Source organism: Dialister pneumosintes (assembly GCF_001717505.1).
GTDB classification, from domain to species: domain Bacteria; phylum Bacillota; class Negativicutes; order Veillonellales; family Dialisteraceae; genus Allisonella; species Allisonella pneumosinta.
On sequence record NZ_CP017037.1, the window covers coordinates 561,332 to 581,096 of the forward strand.

18 protein-coding genes and 1 other annotated feature are annotated in these 19,765 nt (G+C 34.6%); of the genes, 2 read left to right on the forward strand and 16 right to left on the reverse strand.

Annotated elements, in window-relative coordinates; genetic code table 11:
- Nucleotides 1-4 precede the first annotated feature (4 nt).
- The 9 genes from BCB69_RS02810 to BCB69_RS02850 form a co-directional block, all read right to left on the reverse strand.
- Nucleotides 5-547 carry a hypothetical protein gene (locus tag BCB69_RS02810; protein WP_159049967.1) on the reverse strand — a complete coding sequence of 181 codons (543 nt, stop codon included), beginning with the start codon at nucleotides 545-547 and terminating at the stop codon, nucleotides 5-7.
- Between the two features lie 157 nt (nucleotides 548-704).
- Nucleotides 705-2,009 (reverse strand): serine--tRNA ligase, encoded by a 1,305-nt coding sequence (gene serS, locus BCB69_RS02815; protein WP_069176958.1) that lies wholly within the window; start codon nucleotides 2,007-2,009, stop codon nucleotides 705-707.
- Between the two features lie 51 nt (nucleotides 2,010-2,060).
- Nucleotides 2,061-2,249, reverse strand: a binding site (T-box leader).
- Between the two features lie 43 nt (nucleotides 2,250-2,292).
- A complete protein-coding gene (gene rsmA, locus BCB69_RS02820; RefSeq protein WP_069176959.1) occupies nucleotides 2,293-3,156 on the reverse strand; it encodes a 16S rRNA (adenine(1518)-N(6)/adenine(1519)-N(6))-dimethyltransferase RsmA in 864 nt (287 codons plus the stop codon).
- Nucleotides 3,149-3,694, reverse strand: coding sequence for a ribonuclease M5 (rnmV, locus tag BCB69_RS02825; protein WP_069176960.1), 546 nt, complete (start codon nucleotides 3,692-3,694; stop codon nucleotides 3,149-3,151). The genes rsmA and rnmV overlap by 8 nt, the downstream gene beginning before the upstream one ends.
- A 105-nt stretch (nucleotides 3,695-3,799) precedes the next feature.
- On the reverse strand, nucleotides 3,800-5,092 hold the full coding sequence (gene eno, locus BCB69_RS02830) for a phosphopyruvate hydratase (protein WP_069176961.1): 1,293 nt from the start codon (nucleotides 5,090-5,092) through the stop codon (nucleotides 3,800-3,802).
- 11 nt (nucleotides 5,093-5,103) lie between these two features.
- Nucleotides 5,104-5,850: a triose-phosphate isomerase gene (gene tpiA, locus BCB69_RS02835; RefSeq protein ID WP_083989992.1), complete on the reverse strand. Its 747-nt coding sequence runs from the start codon at nucleotides 5,848-5,850 to the stop codon at nucleotides 5,104-5,106.
- On the reverse strand, nucleotides 5,847-7,043 hold the full coding sequence (locus tag BCB69_RS02840; protein ID WP_069177386.1) for a phosphoglycerate kinase: 1,197 nt from the start codon (nucleotides 7,041-7,043) through the stop codon (nucleotides 5,847-5,849). The genes tpiA and BCB69_RS02840 overlap by 4 nt, the downstream gene beginning before the upstream one ends.
- 4 nt (nucleotides 7,044-7,047) lie before the next feature.
- Complete coding sequence (gene gap / locus BCB69_RS02845; RefSeq protein ID WP_069177387.1) at nucleotides 7,048-8,064, reverse strand: type I glyceraldehyde-3-phosphate dehydrogenase; 1,017 nt, start codon at nucleotides 8,062-8,064, stop codon at nucleotides 7,048-7,050.
- Nucleotides 8,065-8,088: 24 nt separating this feature from the next.
- Nucleotides 8,089-9,126 (reverse strand): sugar-binding transcriptional regulator, encoded by a 1,038-nt coding sequence (locus BCB69_RS02850; RefSeq protein ID WP_022514122.1) that lies wholly within the window; start codon nucleotides 9,124-9,126, stop codon nucleotides 8,089-8,091.
- Between the two features lie 290 nt (nucleotides 9,127-9,416).
- Between BCB69_RS02850 and BCB69_RS02855 the strand changes: the two genes are divergently transcribed.
- Nucleotides 9,417-10,367, forward strand: coding sequence for a nitronate monooxygenase (locus tag BCB69_RS02855; protein ID WP_022514123.1), 951 nt, complete (start codon nucleotides 9,417-9,419; stop codon nucleotides 10,365-10,367).
- A gap of 44 nt (nucleotides 10,368-10,411) precedes the next feature.
- Here BCB69_RS02855 and nth read toward each other — a convergent pair whose 3' ends face one another.
- From nth to leuS, 3 genes are all read right to left on the reverse strand, one after another.
- A complete protein-coding gene (nth, locus tag BCB69_RS02860; RefSeq protein WP_069176962.1) occupies nucleotides 10,412-11,074 on the reverse strand; it encodes an endonuclease III in 663 nt (220 codons plus the stop codon).
- Nucleotides 11,075-11,085: 11 nt separating this feature from the next.
- Nucleotides 11,086-12,000, reverse strand: coding sequence for an NAD(P)/FAD-dependent oxidoreductase (locus BCB69_RS02865; RefSeq protein WP_083989993.1), 915 nt, complete (start codon nucleotides 11,998-12,000; stop codon nucleotides 11,086-11,088).
- A 125-nt stretch (nucleotides 12,001-12,125) separates the two neighbouring features.
- Nucleotides 12,126-14,594 (reverse strand): leucine--tRNA ligase, encoded by a 2,469-nt coding sequence (leuS, locus tag BCB69_RS02870; protein WP_069176963.1) that lies wholly within the window; start codon nucleotides 14,592-14,594, stop codon nucleotides 12,126-12,128.
- Between the two features lie 253 nt (nucleotides 14,595-14,847).
- Here leuS and lgt point away from each other — a divergent pair, with 253 nt between their 5' ends.
- Nucleotides 14,848-15,633, forward strand: a complete 786-nt coding sequence (gene lgt, locus BCB69_RS02875; protein ID WP_022514127.1) for a prolipoprotein diacylglyceryl transferase — start codon at nucleotides 14,848-14,850, stop codon at nucleotides 15,631-15,633.
- Between the two features lie 48 nt (nucleotides 15,634-15,681).
- On the opposite strand, the gene ychF is transcribed toward lgt, so the two are convergent.
- The 4 genes from ychF to glpX all read right to left on the reverse strand — a co-directional run bounded on the left by ychF (nucleotide 15,682) and on the right by glpX (nucleotide 19,706).
- A complete protein-coding gene (gene ychF, locus BCB69_RS02880; protein ID WP_022514128.1) occupies nucleotides 15,682-16,788 on the reverse strand; it encodes a redox-regulated ATPase YchF in 1,107 nt (368 codons plus the stop codon).
- Nucleotides 16,788-18,029 (reverse strand): LL-diaminopimelate aminotransferase, encoded by a 1,242-nt coding sequence (locus tag BCB69_RS02885; RefSeq protein WP_069176964.1) that lies wholly within the window; start codon nucleotides 18,027-18,029, stop codon nucleotides 16,788-16,790. Before BCB69_RS02885 ends, ychF begins: the two co-directional genes overlap by 1 nt.
- Nucleotides 18,030-18,094: 65 nt before the next feature.
- Nucleotides 18,095-18,661: a signal peptidase I gene (gene lepB, locus BCB69_RS02890; protein ID WP_069177389.1), complete on the reverse strand. Its 567-nt coding sequence runs from the start codon at nucleotides 18,659-18,661 to the stop codon at nucleotides 18,095-18,097.
- Nucleotides 18,662-18,743: 82 nt separating this feature from the next.
- A complete protein-coding gene (gene glpX / locus BCB69_RS02895) occupies nucleotides 18,744-19,706 on the reverse strand; it encodes a class II fructose-bisphosphatase (protein ID WP_022514131.1) in 963 nt (320 codons plus the stop codon).
- Nucleotides 19,707-19,765 lie beyond the last annotated feature (59 nt).

Consider the following 19,765-nt stretch of genomic DNA (forward strand, 5'->3'; position numbering starts at 1 on the left):
TCCTTTATAGTACAGTTCCCGGAATAATTTGTCCTGCTAATCTATCTGATAAAGCTTTACCTACTGTATCCTCTGTACGGTATTGATAAATAACTCGCCAAATTACGTGATTATACTCAAAAATGTATTCAGTAATTGTTATTCCAATATTTTTTCCTTTATTATTTTCAATAAACTCAATTTTTAATATTTCTGTGGTTATATTTCCTACTTTTCCCGTTTTTTCCTCTACTTGTAAGTTAGAAACCGCTGCATCATTCTCTATAATTTTTAAAGTTTCTTTCTTTAAAGAATCAACCGTATGCTCTGTATCAGATAGATCTCCATTTACATTAATTTGAATATGCTTGTTATATCCACTAGCTACCACTTTTGTAGACATTAAGTCTCCAATATCAGCCTGTTTCCCCTTTACAGCCAACTCAAAAGGACTATTTACCGTAATAGTTGTATTAGCACAATGAACTCTACTTTTTCCAAATACAAATTGATCTTCTATTCGTTCATTAGCACATCCTGTCACAGCTAATATAATGGTAAATACCATAAATAACGAATATATTATATTTTTTACGTTCATTTTATATTACCTATTAAATTTATAATATTTTATTCTAAATAATATCTCCTGTTATAAGCAAAAGTCCTTTTTCTGTTTTATAATGAATATACTATAAAATAGAAAGAGATTCTCACATTATTAACTATTCACATGTAGAGCTTTTAAAATATTTTCTTTTTTCAATAATAGTTTTACCATTCATATATGGTTGTAAAGCTTTAGGAATTAAAATAGTGCCATCTGACTGCTGATAGTTTTCTAAAATAGCTGCTACAGTACGTCCAACTGCCAACCCGGAACCATTAAGTGTATGAACGAACTCAGGCTTTGCACCATTTTCACGACGGAATCTTATATTAGCTCTACGAGCTTGGAAATCTAAACAGTTTGAACAAGATGAAATTTCTCTATATTTGTCCTGTGCAGGCATCCAAACTTCAATATCATAAGTTTTAGCAGAAGAAAAGCCTATATCTCCGGAACAAAGGCAAACAACACGATATGGTAATTCTAATCGTTGTAATACACGTTCTGCTTCCGCTGTTAAAGATTCTAGCTCATCCCAACTTTCTTCCGGTATACAATATTTAACCATTTCCACCTTATGAAATTGATGTTGACGAATAAGTCCTCTTGTATCTTTGCCAGCAGATCCTGCTTCTTTTCTAAAACAAGGTGTCAGTGCCGCCATATGTACAGGTAATATATTCGCATCTAATATCTCATCTGCAAAATAATTAGTTAAAGGAACTTCAGCAGTAGGTGTCATGTACATATCTTCACCTTCCACTTTATACATATCATCTGCAAATTTAGGTAATTGCCCTGTACCTTGCATAGAAGATGCATTAATAAGATATGGAGATATTACTTCTGTATAATCACTTTCTTCTGTATGCATATCCAGCATTAAGCTATATACAGCGCGTTCAAGTTTTGCTGCCATATCTAAATAAAAGCAGAAACGTGCTCCGGATACTTTCCCTGCGCGTTCAGAATCAAGTATACCTAAATCATTCCCTAATTCATAATGAGCTTTTATCGGAAAATTAAAAGTTCTAGGTGTTCCCCATTTGCGTACTTCCGGATTTTCGCTATCATCTTTACCTAATGGAACACTACTATCAATCATATTGGGTAAATGAAGTAAATCTATGTTTAATTCTTCTTCAACTTGTTTTAACGTGTAATCTATTTCAGAAATCTTTTCTCCTAATTCTTTCATTTCTTTTATAACTATTTGCACATCTTTGCCATTTTTCTTAGCTTCTGCAATTTTTTTAGAAGTTGCATTTTTTTCACTTTTAAGTAATTCTGTCTGTGCTAAAAGTGCTCTACGTTTTTGATCTAATTCAATAACTTTATCCAAGTCAAAAGAATTATGTCTGTGAATTAAATTTTGTTTTACTTTGTCTACATGTTCTCTAATAAATTTAATATCTAACATTAAAATCACCTCTTAAAACAATATAATTAAAAATAAAAAAGACTTCTATCCCCATGGGACGAAGTCAATCGCGGTACCACCCAAATTGCATAAAGCCAGCTCTGTGTACTATAACGGGTACCCCGTTCGATTCTTCATCGACTACTCCTGAGTGGAACTCTATTAAATCATGTAAACTTACACCAACCGTTTACTCTCTGCTTATAATTTAAATAGATTAGTCTCAATCATTGTATTAAAAAAATTATACACTTCTTCTTTGCTTTTGTAAAGATAATGTAATTTACGATTTTTCATGAATAAGGTCATACCATGCATCAGCTAATAGCCCAAACTCTTGCATAGAAAATGTTTCACCACGTCGCGTACCATCTATTTGAGTCCGTCTTAAAATCTCATCAATCATAGTTTTATTAATACCACCTGCTTTCAAAGCATTGGTAAACACTTTTCTACGTTGTCCAAAAGCTATTTTTACCATACTAAAAAATAATTTCTTATCTTTTACTTTAACCGCCGGTTCTTTCCGTTTTTTTAATTTTAATACAGTTGACATAACAGCCGGTTTCGGGATAAAGGAAGAAGGAGGTACATCCATAACAATTTCAGCTGTACAATAAAATTGAATCGCCAATGTTAATGCACCATAATCTTTTGTTCCTGGTGATGCCATAATACGTGCAGCCACCTCTTTTTGTATCATAAATACAAAAAGAGAAATAGGAAGTTCTGTCTGTATTAAATAGATGAGTATCGGTGTAGTAATATAATACGGTAAATTAGCCGCTATTTTCCAAATTTTCCCTTGCATTAATTCATATAAATTCAATTTTAAAATATCTTCATAAATAATATTTATATTTTCATAAGGTTCTAATGTATGCAAAAGAACTTTTTCTAAACTTTTATCTATTTCTACTGCAGTAACAGCTGCTCCGGTTCTAGCTAGGGCTTGTGTTAATATACCAATACCCGGTCCAATTTCTAAAACACAACTTTCTTCCGTAAGCTCTGCTGCTTCTGCAATAGCCTTAACAACATCCGCTCTTACTAAAAAATTTTGCCCCAGTCTATGTTTAGCATGAATGTTAAAACGTTTTAAAATATATGAAATTACCTTTTTATCTGCAAGTTCTACTTCAAACATGAATTTCCTCCATAGCAGCTATTACTTTATCCCACTCTTCACGCGATATACTAAAGTGATTTAATTTTTTTAAAAATGTTTTAGCATTTCCATAACCTATATGCAATAATGCGCCTGCTTTTTCACGTCGTTTGGCAGCAGATACATCTCCTACCATTTTTGCTTTTAATAAATCCGACATATTAAATTCTTTTGATGGATTAAATTGTGTTGTTTGTACATTTTCTAAAGCTTGCTTAATTGCATGAGGAGAAGCTTCTTCTATTCCTACTCCGGATATTGATGAAGCTTCCGACTTTGGTATAAATGCATGAAGTGCATGGGGAAATAAGTGAGTTAATTTCTTTCGTATACGATTCCCCGGTCCATCCGGATCCGTGAAAATTATGATCCCTCTTGTATGATAAGCACATTCTATTTCATGTATAGTATCACGTGAAAGTCCTAAGCCACCTGTTGCAATCATATCCGCATCTACAGCCAATTTTACTCTTGCTATATCAGACTTTCCTTCTACTATAATAACTTCTTTTATCATTACATACCTCACAACTGCATTTATTTTATAATCGTATAATCATAGCATATAAAAACAAAAGAAGGAAGAATTCCTATGGAAAATCTTCCTTCTTTTTATAATATCCTACTTATCTGCAACCAATTTATTAATCTTACAACTACCAAACATTGCATGATTTCCAAGATCTTCTTCAATACGAAGAAGTTGGTTATATTTAGCTACACGCTCTGTACGTGCCGGTGCACCGGTTTTAATTTGTCCTGCATTAACAGCCACTGCAATATCTGCAATAGTCGTATCTTCCGTTTCACCGGAACGATGTGATACAACAGCAGTATATCCCGCACGATGTGCCAAAGCAATAGCATCAAATGTTTCTGTTAATGTACCTATTTGATTCACTTTAATCAAAATAGAATTACCTACATGAGCAGAAATTCCTTTTGCCAAACGTTCTGTATTCGTTACAAAAAGATCATCTCCTACAATTTGAATCTTTGCCCCTAAAACAGTAGTAAATTTTTGCCAACCTTCCCAATCTTCTTCATCCAACCCATCTTCAATAGATACAATTGGATAATTATTGATTAAGTATTCATAGTAAGCTACCATTTCTTCTGAAGTTCGTACTTTATTATCGCCTGTCATATGATATTTTCCATCATCTTTATACAGTTCAGATGCTGCAACATCCAGTGCCAAAACAATATCTGTACCTAATTTATAGCCGATTTTTTCCACTGCTTCACAAATAACTTCCAAAGCAGCTTCGTTAGATGGTAAATCCGGTGCAAATCCACCTTCATCCCCAACCGCCGTACTAAGCCCTTTGCTATCCAAAACATTCTTCAAAGAATGATACACTTCTGCACACATGCGAAGCCCTTCAGTGAAAGTATCCGCTCCAACAGGCATAATCATACATTCTTGAATATCTACATTATTGTCAGCATGTGCACCACCATTCATAATATTCATCATGGGAAGAGGAAGTACATGCGCATTAGTTCCACCCAAATATTGGTATAAAGGTAATCCGGAAGATTGAGCTGCTGCTTGAGCTACTGCCAAAGACACACCTAAAATAGCATTGGCACCGAGTCTACTCTTATTTTTTGTTCCATCGAGTGCAATCATCATTTCATCAATACCCCTTTGATCCGTAGCCTCCATACCAATCAAATGAGATGCAATTTCATTATTTACATTTTGAATAGCTTTCAAAACTCCCTTGCCATTGTAACGAGATATATCTCCATCACGCAATTCAGTTGCCTCATACTTACCGGTAGATGCACCGGAAGGAACGGCAGCTCTTGCAAAAGTACCATCTTCTAATATTAAATCCACTTCTATGGTTGGGTTTCCACGTGAATCAAGAATCTCTCTTGCACAAACATCAGTAATGATTGCCATAATTACACTCCTTAAATTTTATTATAAATTTCAATAAACTCAGTAGGTTTTAAACTAGCTCCACCAATTAAAGCACCATCAATATTAGAACAATGCATAAAATCAGTAATATTAGTAATATTTACGCTCCCTCCATATAGGATACGTATCTCTTCTGCTACTTGTTTCCCAAATGCACATGTTAATTCATTTCTTATAAATTTAGCCACTTTTTCAGCATCTGTTGCAGTCGCGGATATGCCGGTACCAATAGCCCAGATAGGTTCATATGCAACAACAATTCTAGAAAGTTCTTTTCTCTTTAAATCAGAAAGTGCTGTAAAAATCTGCTTTCGAATACACTCCTCTGTCATTCCTTCTGTACGGTCTTTTTGTGATTCTCCTACACAAAGAATAGGTATTATATTATGTGATAATGCACAACTTACTTTACGTCGGATAAAATCATTGGATTCGCCTAAAAGAGTTCTTCTTTCAGAATGCCCACAAATAACATATTCACAACGTAATGCTTTTAACATATTCGGTGAAATTTCACCTGTAAAAGCTCCTTTAATCTCAGGATACATATTTTGAGCACCTAGCTTAATAAAGCTATTTTTTAATTTTTCACTTGCAAGTGGAAGAGCAATAAAAGAAGGACAAATTAATAATTCTACCTCTTTTTCTTTCACAGTCATCAATTTATCTAAAATGAAGCCGGCTTCTTCCGGTATCAGATTCATCTTCCAATTTCCTGCAATCAAAGGCTTTCTCAATGAATTTCCTCCTTATCAGAAAGAATTGTTACTCCCGGTAAAATCATTCCTTCTAACATTTCAAGAGATGCACCTCCACCGGTAGACACATGTGAGAATTTATCTCCAATTCCCATTTGATCTACCACCGCTGCTGACTCACCACCGCCAACAACAGTTGTTGCATCAAGATTAGCAACTGCATTAGCTATGGCATGAGTACCTTTAGCAAAAGGTTTCATCTCGAATACACCCATCGGTCCGTTCCAGACCACAGTTTTCATCTTCTTTAAAGTTTCAACATATAACTCAATAGTCTTAGGTCCAATATCCAATGCCATCCATGGATCACTAAATTCTTCAGCAGTTAATACTTTTGTTTGGGCTTTTTCTGAGAATGCATCACCAGCCATAAAATCAACAGGAAGAATTATACGAGAACCAATTTTTTTTGCTCTCTCTTTTAATTCTCTGGCTAAATTAAAACGATCTTTATCTTGCAAAGATTTTCCCATATCATAACCTTCTGCTGCAACAAAAGTATTTGCCATACCACCACCAATTAAAATGACATTCGCTTTTTCCATTAAATTAGCAATAACATGAATTTTATCACTAATTTTAGCCCCACCAATAATAGCTGCAAAAGGTCGAACCGGATGATCTATTACACCGTTAAGAAACTCAATTTCTTTTTTCATTAAAAATCCGGCTACCATAGGTAAGCGTCTTCCAACCCCCACAATAGATGCATGTGAACGATGAGAAGCACCAAAAGCATCATTAACAGCTATATCACAACCTTGTGCCAATTGGTCAGCAAAGGCATCTTCATTCTTCTCTTCCCCTTTATGAAAACGTACATTTTCTAATAAAAGAATTTCTCCTGGAAGAAGACTTTCTTTCATTCTTTGTGTCTCTTCTCCAATACAACAGTTGGCAAACTTAACAGGTTTATTTAAAAGCTGTGATAAACGTTCTGCTACAATCGTTAAAGACAAATCAGACTTAATTTCGCCTTTAGGACGTCCCATGTGGCTGGCAATAATAAGCGAAGCACCTTGATTTAAAAGATATTCCAAGGTAGGAATAGTAGATTTTATTCTTCTATCATCAAGAATATTTCCCTTTTCATCATGGGGCACATTATAGTCAACTCTAACATATACTTTTTTCCCTTGTACTGAGATATCATATATGGTCTTTTTATCCATAATATTAAAGTCCTTTCGCTGCAACATAAGCTACTAAATCAACGGTTCTTTCTGAATAACCCCATTCATTGTCATACCAAACGATAACTTTAACCATATTCTTTTCCATAACCATCGTTAACGTAGAATCAATAGTAGAGGAAACACTGGTTCCCTTAAAATCACTAGATACAAGCGGCTCATCTGTATATGCAAGTATACCTTTTAATTCATTTTCACTAGCTTGCTTTAAAACAGTGTTAATTTCTTCTTTTGTAACTTCTTTTTGATTTAATTCACATACTAAATCAACTAAAGATACATCTGGAGTAGGTACACGAATAGAAAGCCCATTCAATTTACCTTTCATTGCAGGAATAACTAAACCAATAGCTTTAGCGGCACCTGTGCTTGTTGGAATCATGTTTTCTGCTGCTGCACGACCTCTTCTAGGGTCTTTCTTATGTGCTTTTTCTAAGATAGCTTGGTCATTAGTATAAGAATGGACCGTTGTCATAAGCCCTCTCTTAATCCCAAATGCATTATTCAATACTTTAACTACAGGTGCTAAACAATTCGTTGTACAGGATGCATTAGATAAAATGTGATCTGTTTTAGGATTATATATTTCTTCATTAACCCCCATAACAATAGTAGCATCTTCATTCTTAGCCGGTGCAGTAATAATTACTTTTTTTACTGTTCCTTTAATATGCTTTGATGCACTTTCTTTATCTTTAATTTTGCCGGTAGATTCAACAATAATTTGAATTCCTAAAGAAGACCAATCTAAATTAGCAGGATCACGATCATGAAATACTACAATTCGTTTTCCATCAATAAGTAAAGAATCTCCATCAACAATTACTTCACGATCTAAGCGACCATGAATAGTATCATACTTAAGCAAATAAGCCGCTGTTTCAGCACCACTTGGATTATTAATGGCTACAATATCCATGTCATCTCTATCTAACATAGCACGAAATACTAATCTACCGATTCTACCAAATCCGTTGATACCAATTTTTGTTTTAGTCATAATCATCTAATCTCCCATTTGTAATTATTGTTTCTTTACCAACGATAAAATCTGCTTTCCAGCACCTTCATCTGTAATTAGAACCCCTCGAACACCTGCTCTTGCCATAGCTAAAATAGCTTCTCCTTTATTTTTACCTCCGGCTGCAATTAAAACATGTGAAACAGACTGTAAATCATCTGAAGAAAGACCTAAATTATACATTTGATACCTTATTTTTCCATTAATATCTGCATATAACCCAAGAGTCTCTCCACATACCCCCTCATCATGCAATCGTTCACAGACATGTAATGGTAACTTATGAATCTTTGCCATATCTCGTGCATTTTCTATACTAATTGCTAATACATCTGCACGATGAATTAAGGACTCCACTTCTGCAGTATCCGGAACTTCCTCTCTAATTCGCCTAATCAAATTCGGACTAATTCCATCAGGCACATGAAGAAGTTTATAGTTACCTCCTAACTTTTTTGCTGTTTTAGCTGCAATCATATTAGCTTGATAACCTATTTCCGCTCCAAATCCGCCTCTAACAGGCACAACTGTAACCTTCATTGAGCTGGAATCAGCTAATTGCGGAAGTAATTCTGTCATTCTAGAAAGTATAGGACCTCCACCTACGGCAACAATGCTATCATCACGAATAGCACGTGTTAACTCATAAGCCATCTGATATCCTATATTTTTCTGTGTATCCTTGGAAGAATTTGAATCTCCTTTTATAACAATAACCTTTTCCATAGAAAGTATTTTTGTTAATTCTTCTTCCATTTCTTCAACAGTAGGATCTTTATACAAGGCATCAAAAAAGGACAGAAGAAGTGTTTCGCCCTTACGTGATAATGTAATTCCACTAGGGTGTATTTCTATAAGTCCTTGTTCTTTCATAATAGTTAAGTGTGTACGTATAGTAATTTCTGATAACTTAGTAGATACTGCCAACAAATGCCGTCCCACCGGTTTTAACTCTGAAATTTGTTGCAGAATAGAATATCTTTCTTGTGCAACTTGTATTAACTCCGGCACCAGTATCAAAAGCAAATAATCGTCACGCATAATCTACCTCTATACAGTTACTTAGCCCTGATATAATAAATAAAAATCCTGTCAATAGTATAGCACAGACTATATAGTAACTCAACAACAGTATATCTTATAAAAAATAAGTATACTCTATATCAATACTATCTATGTAAGTGACTGAATTCAATTGTTTATAATTACCAATTCTTTATAATAAATTAACCTTACTTGCATACTATATATAAAAAAATATATAATAAAAATGTTCGTTTAAAATAGAAAATAATAAAAGTATATATAAAAATTATAAGGAGTTTTAAATAATGTGGAAAACGAGAATCACAGAACTATTAGGAATTAAATACCCAATTATTTTAGGTGCCATGGCTTATATTTCCGAATCACAACTCGTAGCATCTATTTGTCATGAAGGTGGAACCGGTGTTATTGCCAGTGGCGGATTTTCTGTAGACGAAGTACAACGATATATACATGAAGTACGTGATATGTGCGGAAAACAAGCTGTATTTGGAGTAAATTTAATGCTTCAATCACCAAACAAAGATGACATTGCACAATTAGTATGTGATGAAAAAGTCCCTTTCGTAACTATTGGTGCAGGCAATGCTTCCTCTTATATAAATCCACTTCATCAGGCGGGAATACATGCCTTGGCAATTGTACCTACCGTAAAATTAGCGGAACGTGTACAAGAACGAGGTGCTGATGCAGTCATTATTGAGGGAATGGAAGCAGGTGGACATGATGGAAAATTAACACTCATGGCTTTAATGGAAAATGTTATCCCTTCCTTAGAAATACCCGTTATATCTGCCGGCGGTATTTCTGACGGTCGTGGAATTGCTGCTGCACTTATTATGGGTTCTTCCGGAGTTCAAATAGGAACGCGTTTCCTTCTTGCAGAAGAATGCCAAACACATATAAACTATAAAAATGCTCTCATCCATGCTAACGATAAAGATTCTGTAGTTACAGGTTTTTCTAAAAATGATAGTGTACGTGGGCTTCGTAATGCATTTACCAAGAAATATCTTGAAGCAGAATATGATGGTGCATCTATAGAAGAACTCCGTGCCTTATCTCATGGAACTACAAAAAAAGCGGTCATTGAAGGAGATGTGCAAAATGGATACGTATTAGCAGGAATGTCACTAACCAATCTTAAGAAAATTCAACCTATGAAAGAAATTATGTCAGAGTTAATTGCAGAAACAGAATACACTTTAGAAAAAGCATCTTCTTTACTCAAATAACTTATAACTAAAATGTGGTATACAAATATTTGTATACCACATTTTTACTTTATATTATTTTCCCAAGGTGAAACTTTTACCAGACAAGAAGGACATACATCTTGTAAAAAACATTCCTCACAAGCAGGTTTTCTTGCTTTGCAAATCTTACGTCCATGCCAAATAAGCCAATGATGTGCGGATGACCAATTTTCTTTTGGTATTGCTTTTTGCAGACCTTCTTCTACTTCCAATGGAGTATCTCCAATGGATAATTTTAATCGGTTAGATACACGAAATACATGTGTATCAACTGCAATACCAGGATACCCCCAACATACGCTTCTAACAACATTAGCTGTCTTACGCCCTACTCCCGGCAGTGAAACTAGTGCATCAAAATCTTCCGGAACTTGTCCATCATAATTGTTCAATAATATTCTACACATTTCTAAAATATGCTTTGATTTACTACGATAAAGTCCACAATCATGAATTTCTTTTTCTAATTGTTGTTGTGAAAGTGTAATCATTTTAGCAGGACTATCCAATCTGGGAAAAATACGTTTTGTAATAATATTAACTCTAGCATCAGTACATTGTGCAGATAAAATAGTAGCTACCAATAATGTAAATGGATTGGTATATTCTAATGCTGTTGTATAGTCATGATATACATTTTCCAATCTACGTAACTGTTCCGTCTTTATCGCTTTAGTAACTCTCATAACTCTCCATTTTAATGCCTAAGTAAATAATCATGTGCTGCCAAAGCCGCTGCTGCTCCTTCACCGGCAGCAATTACTACTTGTTTATCTTTACGATCGGTAACATCTCCTGCAGCAAATAACCCGGAAATATTTGTAACTCCATATTTATCACTAATAATTTCTCCCGATTTATTAGTAGTAACACTTTCAGGAAGATAACCATTGTTAGGAATTCCACCTGCTTCTATAAAAATACCATCAAGAGATATAGAAGACTCTTCTTCTGTAAGATTATTTCTTATATCTATCCCAACTACTTTATCTTCACCTATAATTTTAACCGGAGAATATCCTAGCATAACTTTTATATTTGGTAACTTATTTAACCTAGAAACTAAAATTTCTGAAGCTCGTATCTTACTACGTACTAACAAATATACCTGTTTGGATATAGAAGCCATTTCAATAGCAGCTTGAATAGCACTATCACCACCACCAACTACTGCTGTCACTTTATTCTTGTAAAAAGGACCATCACAAGTTGCACAATAACTTACACCACGTCCTGTTAATCGCGATTCCCCGTCAATATTCAATGTACGATTTCGTTTACCGGCAGTTACAATTACAGTTTTACCAATAATTTGTTTTCCATCATCAAGTTCCACACTAAAATGACCATCAGGTAATCTTTTTAATTTCTCAACAGAAGCCATTTCAAATGACACCGGATATTTTCTTACATGGCTTTCCATTTTATCTGATAAATCAAAACCTAATATCGATTCAAATCCCGGATAATTTTCAATTTCATTAGTCAATAACATTTGCCCACCGATATCAGGAGAAATAAGCACAGTAGACATTTCTTTGCGAATAGCATATAACGCTGCAGTAAGTCCTGCCGGACCTCCTCCAATTACGATAGTATCATATATAGTCATAATTTTACCTCTTATTTAAATATAATATAATTTTATATTTTGATTATATCGTTTTTTATCGATATAGTCAAGTGAACTATTCACAAAAAAATCCTCAATTCATTATAGAACTGAGGATTTTCCTTTTACTTTACAACAATATTAACAATCTTTTTAGGCACTACTATAACTTTAACAATTGTTTTTCCTTCTATAAATTTTTGAATAGCTGAAAGAGTTTTTGCTTTGTACTCAATCTCCTCTTTTTCCATAGCAATAGGCACGGACATAACTGTTCGTACACGCCCATTAACCTGTATTGCCAATTCTACTTCATCTACCGTCAATGCAGATGAGTCTACAACAACCCATTCAGCATCATGTACACTGCTCTCTTCCGCTCCTAATTTCTGCCAAAGTTCTTCTGTAATATGAGGAACAAAAGGCGCCAATAAAATCAATAAACTGCGTACTATTTCTTTTTTAAAACCTTCCGCTATAGATGAATGACTTTCTGCATATGAATACATTTCATTCACTAATTCCATAATAGAGCTGATTGCTGTATTAAAATTAAATTTTCCATCTAAATCCTCTGTAACTTTAGCAATTGTTTTATGCAGGCGACGTCTTAATTTTATTTGATCAGAACAAAGTGTGTTTTCTTGATAATTATCCATATCGAGATACTTCTCAACAATAGCCCAAACTCTCTTTAAGAAACGGTAAGAGCCTTCTACACCTTGATCACTCCAATTTAAGTCACGTTCCGGTGGTGCAGCAAATAAAATAAACAAACGTGCTGTATCTGCACCGTACTTAGCAACTATTTCTTCCGGACTTACTACATTACCAACCGATTTACTCATCTTCCCGCCATCTTTGAGAACCATACCTTGGCAAAGTAAATTCGTAAACGGCTCTATGCAATTTACCAATCCTTCATCATATAACACTTTTACAAAGAAACGAGAATACAATAAATGTAAAATTGCATGCTCAATACCACCAATATATTGATCTACAGACATCCAATAATTTACTTTCTCTTTATCAAATGGCTGCTTTTCATTATGTGCATCACAATAACGTAAGAAATACCAAGAGGAATCTACAAATGTATCCATAGTATCGGTTTCACGAAGTGCAGCCCCGCCACATTTAGGACACTTACACTGCAAGAAAGACTCGCTTGTTTGAAGAGGTGATACCGCACCGGAAACAAATTCCACATCTTCAGGAAGACGTACAGGTAAATCCTTTTCAGGAACTAATACTGAACCACAAGTTGGGCAATTAATAATCGGAATCGGACAACCCCAATAACGTTGACGAGAAATAAGCCAATCACGAAGTCTATAATTTACTTTCTCTTTCCCAATTCCCATCTTTTCCATCTTGTTAATAATAGATACTCTAGCTTCTGCTGATGATTGTCCTGTAAATTCCTCGGAGTCTACTAAATAACCATCTTCCACATATGCTGCATCCATATCATCTAATGCAAGATTCTTTTCTTGATTTTGAATAGTTAATTTAATTGGTAAATTATATTTCTTAGCAAACTCCCAGTCACGCTGATCACCTTCCGGCATCGCCATTACAGCTCCAGTGCCATATTCGGACAAAACATAATTAGCAATCCAAATAGGAACACGCTCTCCATTCATTGGATTCGTAGCATAGCTACCTGTAAACATTCCTAATTTTTCAACACCTTCTGCTGTTCTTTCAATATCACTTTGATTCTTTACTTTATCAATAAAAACATTAAGTTCTTCTTTATTAGGATTGTTAGCAATCAGAGCAGACACGATTGGATGTTCAGGTGCCAACACGATATAAGTTACGCCAAAAACAGTATCTACTCGTGTGGTATAAACAGAAATTTTTTCTTCCATACCTTCTACATCAAAAGCAAATTCAACACCGGTTGACTTACCTATCCAATTTTTCTGCATGCTTTTAACACGTTCCGGCCATCCCGGCATATGATTTAAATCTTCGAGAAGTCTATCCGCATAATCTGTAATTTTTAAAAACCACTGTGCTAAATTTTTCTTAATTACCGAATTCTTACAGCGCCAGCACTTTCCATCCTCTACTTGTTCATTTGCTAAAACGGTATGACAAGTATCGCACCAGTTAACTTTTGCTTCTTTCTTATATACCAGTCCTTTATTATAAAAAATTTCAAAAAGTTTTTGTGTATGTTTATAATAATCTTCTCTACAAGTCACCACTTCTCTATTCCAATCATAAGAAAGACCCAATTCACGTTGTTGACGAGTCATATTTTCTATGTTTGAATAAGTCCATTGAGCAGGAGCTACCCCATTTTTTATAGCCGCATTTTCTGCAGGCATACCAAATGCATCATATCCTATTGGATGTAATACATTAAACCCTTGCATTTTTTTGAATCTAGCAACTACATCACCAATAGAATAATTTCGAACATGTCCCATATGAAGATTTCCTGACGGATAAGGGAACATTTCTAAAACATAATATTTCTCCTTATTAGAGTCTTCTTTTGTTTCAAAAGCATTCGTATCCAACCAGTATTTTTGCCATTTCTTTTCAATTTCTTGCGGAACATATTTGTCTGACATTCGTATCACCTTCCATAATTTATTCTATTAAAATAAAGAAAGCATAGCTTTATTAATAGATAATAACTACCTTATTATATAAAATCAATTATATAATTAAGAAAATTTCACGTCAACTAATAGGAAAAACAAAGATAACATTCTATTTCTACACAATATGTATCTTCATAATGATATAATTTTCATATACCATGTAATATACAAAATAAATTCATTTTTCTTTTTGTATTTTGTTAAAGAAAGGTAAATTAAAATGCACCAATATCTTTTCTTTATTGGTAATTGGCCAATTCGATTTTATGGAATATTTTTTTCATTAGGTATTATTTCCGGATGTATTATGGCTTATTTTCTTCTAAAAAAAGAAAATAAAGAATGGGCTAAACACATATTCGATTTAGGTATAACTATCGCTTTTTGGGGAATTCTCGGTGGACGACTTTGGGATGTATTCTTTTTTGATTGGGAATATTACCATAATCACCTTTCTGAAATATTCTATGTATGGCAAGGTGGTATGGCTATTCAAGGAGGACTATTGTTTGCTATAATTGCTGCTTATTTCTTCCTTAAGCAAAAAAATATTCCTATTTTATCTTTTGCCGATACAATCGCTCCTGCCATTATTTTAGGACAATCTGTAGGGCGTATTGCCAATTTTATGAATGGCGACGCATTCGGACATCCCACGGGAATGAACTTTGGCCTACTATATCCTAATACAACACTTGCCTATCAAACCTATGGTTCTCAACCCTTATGGCCGGCTGAAGTATGGGAATGCCAAGGCGACTTACTAATCTTTGTTTTTCTTATTTTATATAGTTGTGAAAAGAGACCTAAGGGCACAATTTTTTCTCTCTATTTAATGCTATACTCTATTCTTCGTTTCTTCCTAGAGTATTTTCGTGGTGACTATCAAATCCTGTTATGGGGACTAAAAAGTGCTCAGATTACAGCTGTTATAGGTTTTTTATGTGCTTGTACTGCATTTATTTATTTTTATATTAAAGATTTGCATATTACTAAAAAAAGGTAAATATGTAAACAAAAAGACTGTAATGAGTTTTCATTACAGTCTTTTTATTTATACATTAAAACGAAAATATACCGTATCTCCATCTTCTACTATATATTCTTTTCCTTCTACACGAAGCAATCCTTTTTCTCTGGCAGCTGCATAAGAGCCACATTCCATAAGATCTTCATAAGAAACAATTTCTGCTCGAATAAATCCACGTTCCATATCGGTATGAATCTTACCGGCAGCTTGTGGTGCTTTAGTTCCTTTACGAATAGTCCATGCTCTACATTCTACTTCACCAGCTGTGAAAAAGTTAATTAAACCTAACATAGAATAAGCAGTACGAATCAATCGATGAAGTCCCGGTTCTGTTTCTCCTAAATCTGCAAGAAACGCTTTGGCTTCTTCCGGTTCCAATTCAGATACTTCTTGCTCAATAGCAGCAGAAATAGTTACCCATTTGGCCCCTTCTTTTTCAGCTTGTGCTGAAACTTTTTGTACTAAAGAATTTGACATCGGATCTGCTATATCATCTTCCGCTGTATTTAATACGTAAAGAACCGGCTTTAGTGTAATTAAATTTAATTCCTGTAAAAGCTCTTTATCTTCATCTGTTAAATCAACCACTCTTGCAGGTTTTCCATCTGCCAATGCATTGAACACTTTTTCATAAGTGGGAAGAAGCGCCTTAGCTTCTTTATTGCCTGTTTGTGCTAATTTAGCAGTCTTTGTTTTCTTTTTTTCTATACTATCTAAATCTGCTAAACAAAGTTCCGTGTTGATAATTTCCATATCACGAATCGGATCTACAGATCCTTCTACATGAACAATATCATCACTTTCAAAACAACGAACTACATGTGCAATAGCATCTGTTTCTCGAATATGACTTAAAAATTGATTCCCTAATCCTTCTCCTTTAGATGCACCTGATACTAAACCTGCAATATCAACAAAACGAGTAAATGCCGGAACGATTTTCTTTGTATTAAAAAGTTTGGATAAATCATAAATTCTATGATCGGGAACTTCTACAACTCCTACATTCGGTTCAATAGTGCAGAACGGAAAGTTTGCTGCTTCTGCCCCAGCTTTTGTAATAGCATTAAACAAAGTACTTTTACCTACATTCGGAAGACCTACAATACCAATTTGCAAATTTGTGCTCATTACGATTCCCCTTTTTTCAATAATTTTTTTAAACGTTGTACTGCTTCTTGAGTATTTTCTGGAGTATTAAATGCGGTTAATCGAATATAACCTGCTCCACAAGGACCAAATCCGGCACCCGGTGTACAAACAACACCTGCTTGCTGCAAAAGCAAGTCAAAAAATTCCCAACTTGTCATTCCTTCCGGAACTGTTACCCAGATATAAGGGCTATTTTTTCCCCCCGAGGATGTTAAACCGACTTCCATAAGCCCTTCTAAAATCATATGTGCATTTTCACGATATATATTTATAGTGGCTTGTACTTGTGCTTTTCCTTCCTCAGTATAAAGTGCTTCTGCTCCACGTTGCACAATATAAGAACAGCCATTAAATTTGGTACATTGACGACGATTCCACAATTCATTGGCACTTATCTTCTCTCCGGATTGTGTTTCTAACATCAATGCATGAGGAACTACACAATAACCACATCGAACACCAGTAAATCCTGCACTTTTAGAATAGGATCTAAACTCAATAGCTACTTCTTTAGCTCCTTCAATTTCATAAATACTATGAGGCAAGTCTTTATCTGTGATAAATGCTTCATACGCTGCATCAAAGAAAATGACAGATCCTGTTTGTTGTGCATATTTAACCCACATAGTTAAGTCTTTATGAGTAAAGACAGATCCTGTCGGATTATTAGGAGAACATAAATAAATAATTTGAGGATCATGTATAGGTAAACTTGGTTTAAATGCACATTCTTCATAGCAAGGCATATAGATAATTCTTTGATAATTACCATTCACAAATTTTCCACCCCGTCCTGCCATAACATTGCTGTCAACATATACGGGATATACAGGATCTGTTACTGCAACAAGAGAGGATTCTGCAAATATGTCTTGCATATTCCCTACATCACATTTTACTCCATCACTAACAAAAATTTCAGAAGGTTCTAAATCAATACCACGTGATTTAAAATCACCATTTACAATAGCCTCACGTAAAAACGAATATCCTTGTTCAGGTCCATATCCCCTAAAAGTTTCTATATTTCCCATTTCAAAAACAGCTTTTTGCATTGCCTTAATAACCACAGGCGCTAAGGGTTGTGTCACATCACCAATCCCTAATGAAATAATATTAGTATTCGAATGTAGTTTTTTATATGCATCTATTCTATTTCTAATTTCAGCAAACAGATAAGCTCCCTGAAGTTCAATAAACGCCTCATTACAATACGCCATATATTTTCTCCTATTATTTCCAGATTCTTTTATAAAAACAGCATATTTCCTATATGTTTTTAGCACTATAATTGAAAGGCAACTGTTCCTAGTACATGATCCAATGGTACTGCGCCAATAAATCGGCTATCACTACTATGATTCCTATTATCACCCATTACAAATACCATTCCTTCCGGTACTACATAGGTTCCATCCATAGAAAATTCCATAGGTTCTTTAATATAAGCTTCTTCTAATTTTTCTCCATTACGATACACATATCCATCATGAAAAGCAAGCTCATCTCCACTTTTTCCAATTACTCTTTTCACCCAAATATTATGTTGTTGTGAATTATGACTAAAAATGGATAAATAATTGTCTAAGGGTTCTAATACATCATCTGCCCAAGTTCTTTCTCTTTGTACACGGCTATCAATAATAACTATATCTTTATAATTAACATCTTTATGCAAAACATGCCCTATTTTCGACACAATTAAATATTGTCCATTTTGCAAAGATGGATACATAGATTCTCCCGAAACTCGAGTAGGTACAAAAATAAAGATATGAATAATCATAGCTAAAATTAAGGCTACAACGATAGAATACAGCCAATCTAACACTTCATGCATAAAATCCCCCATATTGATATAGTATAACCAGTTTATAAAAGTAAAATAAAATAGCGGATACATATCCGCTATTTTAACAGATTTAAGACTTTTTTTATAGTTTAACTATCGGTTTATTTTCACCAAAACGATGAACTGTATCTATAAATCGTACTGTACCTGTTTTATATCTAAGAAGCATGGTAGATGTACGACATCCATTATCAAAATATCTTACACCTTTTAAAAAATTACAATCGGTAATAGCAGTTGCTGAAAAAATACAATCATCTCCTTTTACAAGGTCATCAATTGTAAAGACTCTAGAAGGATCTTCAATTCCCATTGCACGCATACGATTAATTTCTTCTTCATTATGAGGAAGTAATCTTGCTTGCATATCTCCACCTAAACATTTTAGTCCAACTGCAGCTAATACACCTTCCGGTGCACCTCCCTGTCCAATAACCATATGAATACCGCTACCTTGAATTCCACATTCAACAGCAGGTGCCACGTCCCCATCCGTAATTAAACGAATGCGCGCACCGGCTTCTCTGCATTCGCGAATAATACCCGCATGACGTTCTCTATCAAGAGTTACTACTGTAAGATCTGCTATTTCTCTATTCATTGCTTCCGCAACATTTTTAAGATTAACAGCAACAGGAGCATCAATATTAATGCGACCTTTTGCTCTTGGTCCTACACAAATCTTATACATATACATATCAGGAGCATGAAGTAAACTTCCAGCCGGAGCAACTGCCATAACTGCAATCGCCCCGTCTTTTCCTTTAGCCACTAAATTAGTACCTTCTACAGGGTCGACTGCAATATCAATAGCTTCTCCACCTGCCCCAACGTGCTCGCCAATATACAACATAGGTGCTTCATCTAATTCGCCTTCACCAATTACTACTGTGCCTGAAACAGCTGTTTTAGAAAACGCTTCATGCATCCCATCAACAGCTAATTGATCTGCGCCTTCTTTATCTCCACATCCCATTAAACGACCACTCTTGATTGCAGCTTGTTCAGTAACACGTACAAACTCCAAAGACAACTGCCTATCCATAAAGATACCTCCTATGTTGTATGCTTCAAATGTCATTATTATTTAATAATAACACATTC

Coding starts and splice junctions, on each gene's coding strand:
- serS (WP_069176958.1), bottom strand. CDS start 2,009: ATGTTAGATATTAAATTTATTAGAGAACATGTAGACAAAGTAAAACAA.
- rnmV (WP_069176960.1), bottom strand. CDS start 3,694: ATGATAAAAGAAGTTATTATAGTAGAAGGAAAGTCTGATATAGCAAGA.
- leuS (WP_069176963.1), bottom strand. CDS start 14,594: ATGTCAGACAAATATGTTCCGCAAGAAATTGAAAAGAAATGGCAAAAA.
- eno (WP_069176961.1), bottom strand. CDS start 5,092: ATGGCAATCATTACTGATGTTTGTGCAAGAGAGATTCTTGATTCACGT.
- BCB69_RS02840 (WP_069177386.1), bottom strand. CDS start 7,043: ATGGATAAAAAGACCATATATGATATCTCAGTACAAGGGAAAAAAGTA.
- lgt (WP_022514127.1), top strand. CDS start 14,848: ATGCACCAATATCTTTTCTTTATTGGTAATTGGCCAATTCGATTTTAT.
- gap (WP_069177387.1), bottom strand. CDS start 8,064: ATGACTAAAACAAAAATTGGTATCAACGGATTTGGTAGAATCGGTAGA.
- rsmA (WP_069176959.1), bottom strand. CDS start 3,156: ATGTTTGAAGTAGAACTTGCAGATAAAAAGGTAATTTCATATATTTTA.
- BCB69_RS02810 (WP_159049967.1), bottom strand. CDS start 547: ATGGTATTTACCATTATATTAGCTGTGACAGGATGTGCTAATGAACGA.
- BCB69_RS02865 (WP_083989993.1), bottom strand. CDS start 12,000: ATGACTATATATGATACTATCGTAATTGGAGGAGGTCCGGCAGGACTT.
- BCB69_RS02850 (WP_022514122.1), bottom strand. CDS start 9,126: ATGCGTGACGATTATTTGCTTTTGATACTGGTGCCGGAGTTAATACAA.
- lepB (WP_069177389.1), bottom strand. CDS start 18,661: ATGGGGGATTTTATGCATGAAGTGTTAGATTGGCTGTATTCTATCGTT.
- BCB69_RS02855 (WP_022514123.1), top strand. CDS start 9,417: ATGTGGAAAACGAGAATCACAGAACTATTAGGAATTAAATACCCAATT.
- nth (WP_069176962.1), bottom strand. CDS start 11,074: ATGAGAGTTACTAAAGCGATAAAGACGGAACAGTTACGTAGATTGGAA.
- BCB69_RS02885 (WP_069176964.1), bottom strand. CDS start 18,029: ATGGCGTATTGTAATGAGGCGTTTATTGAACTTCAGGGAGCTTATCTG.
- glpX (WP_022514131.1), bottom strand. CDS start 19,706: ATGGATAGGCAGTTGTCTTTGGAGTTTGTACGTGTTACTGAACAAGCT.
- ychF (WP_022514128.1), bottom strand. CDS start 16,788: ATGAGCACAAATTTGCAAATTGGTATTGTAGGTCTTCCGAATGTAGGT.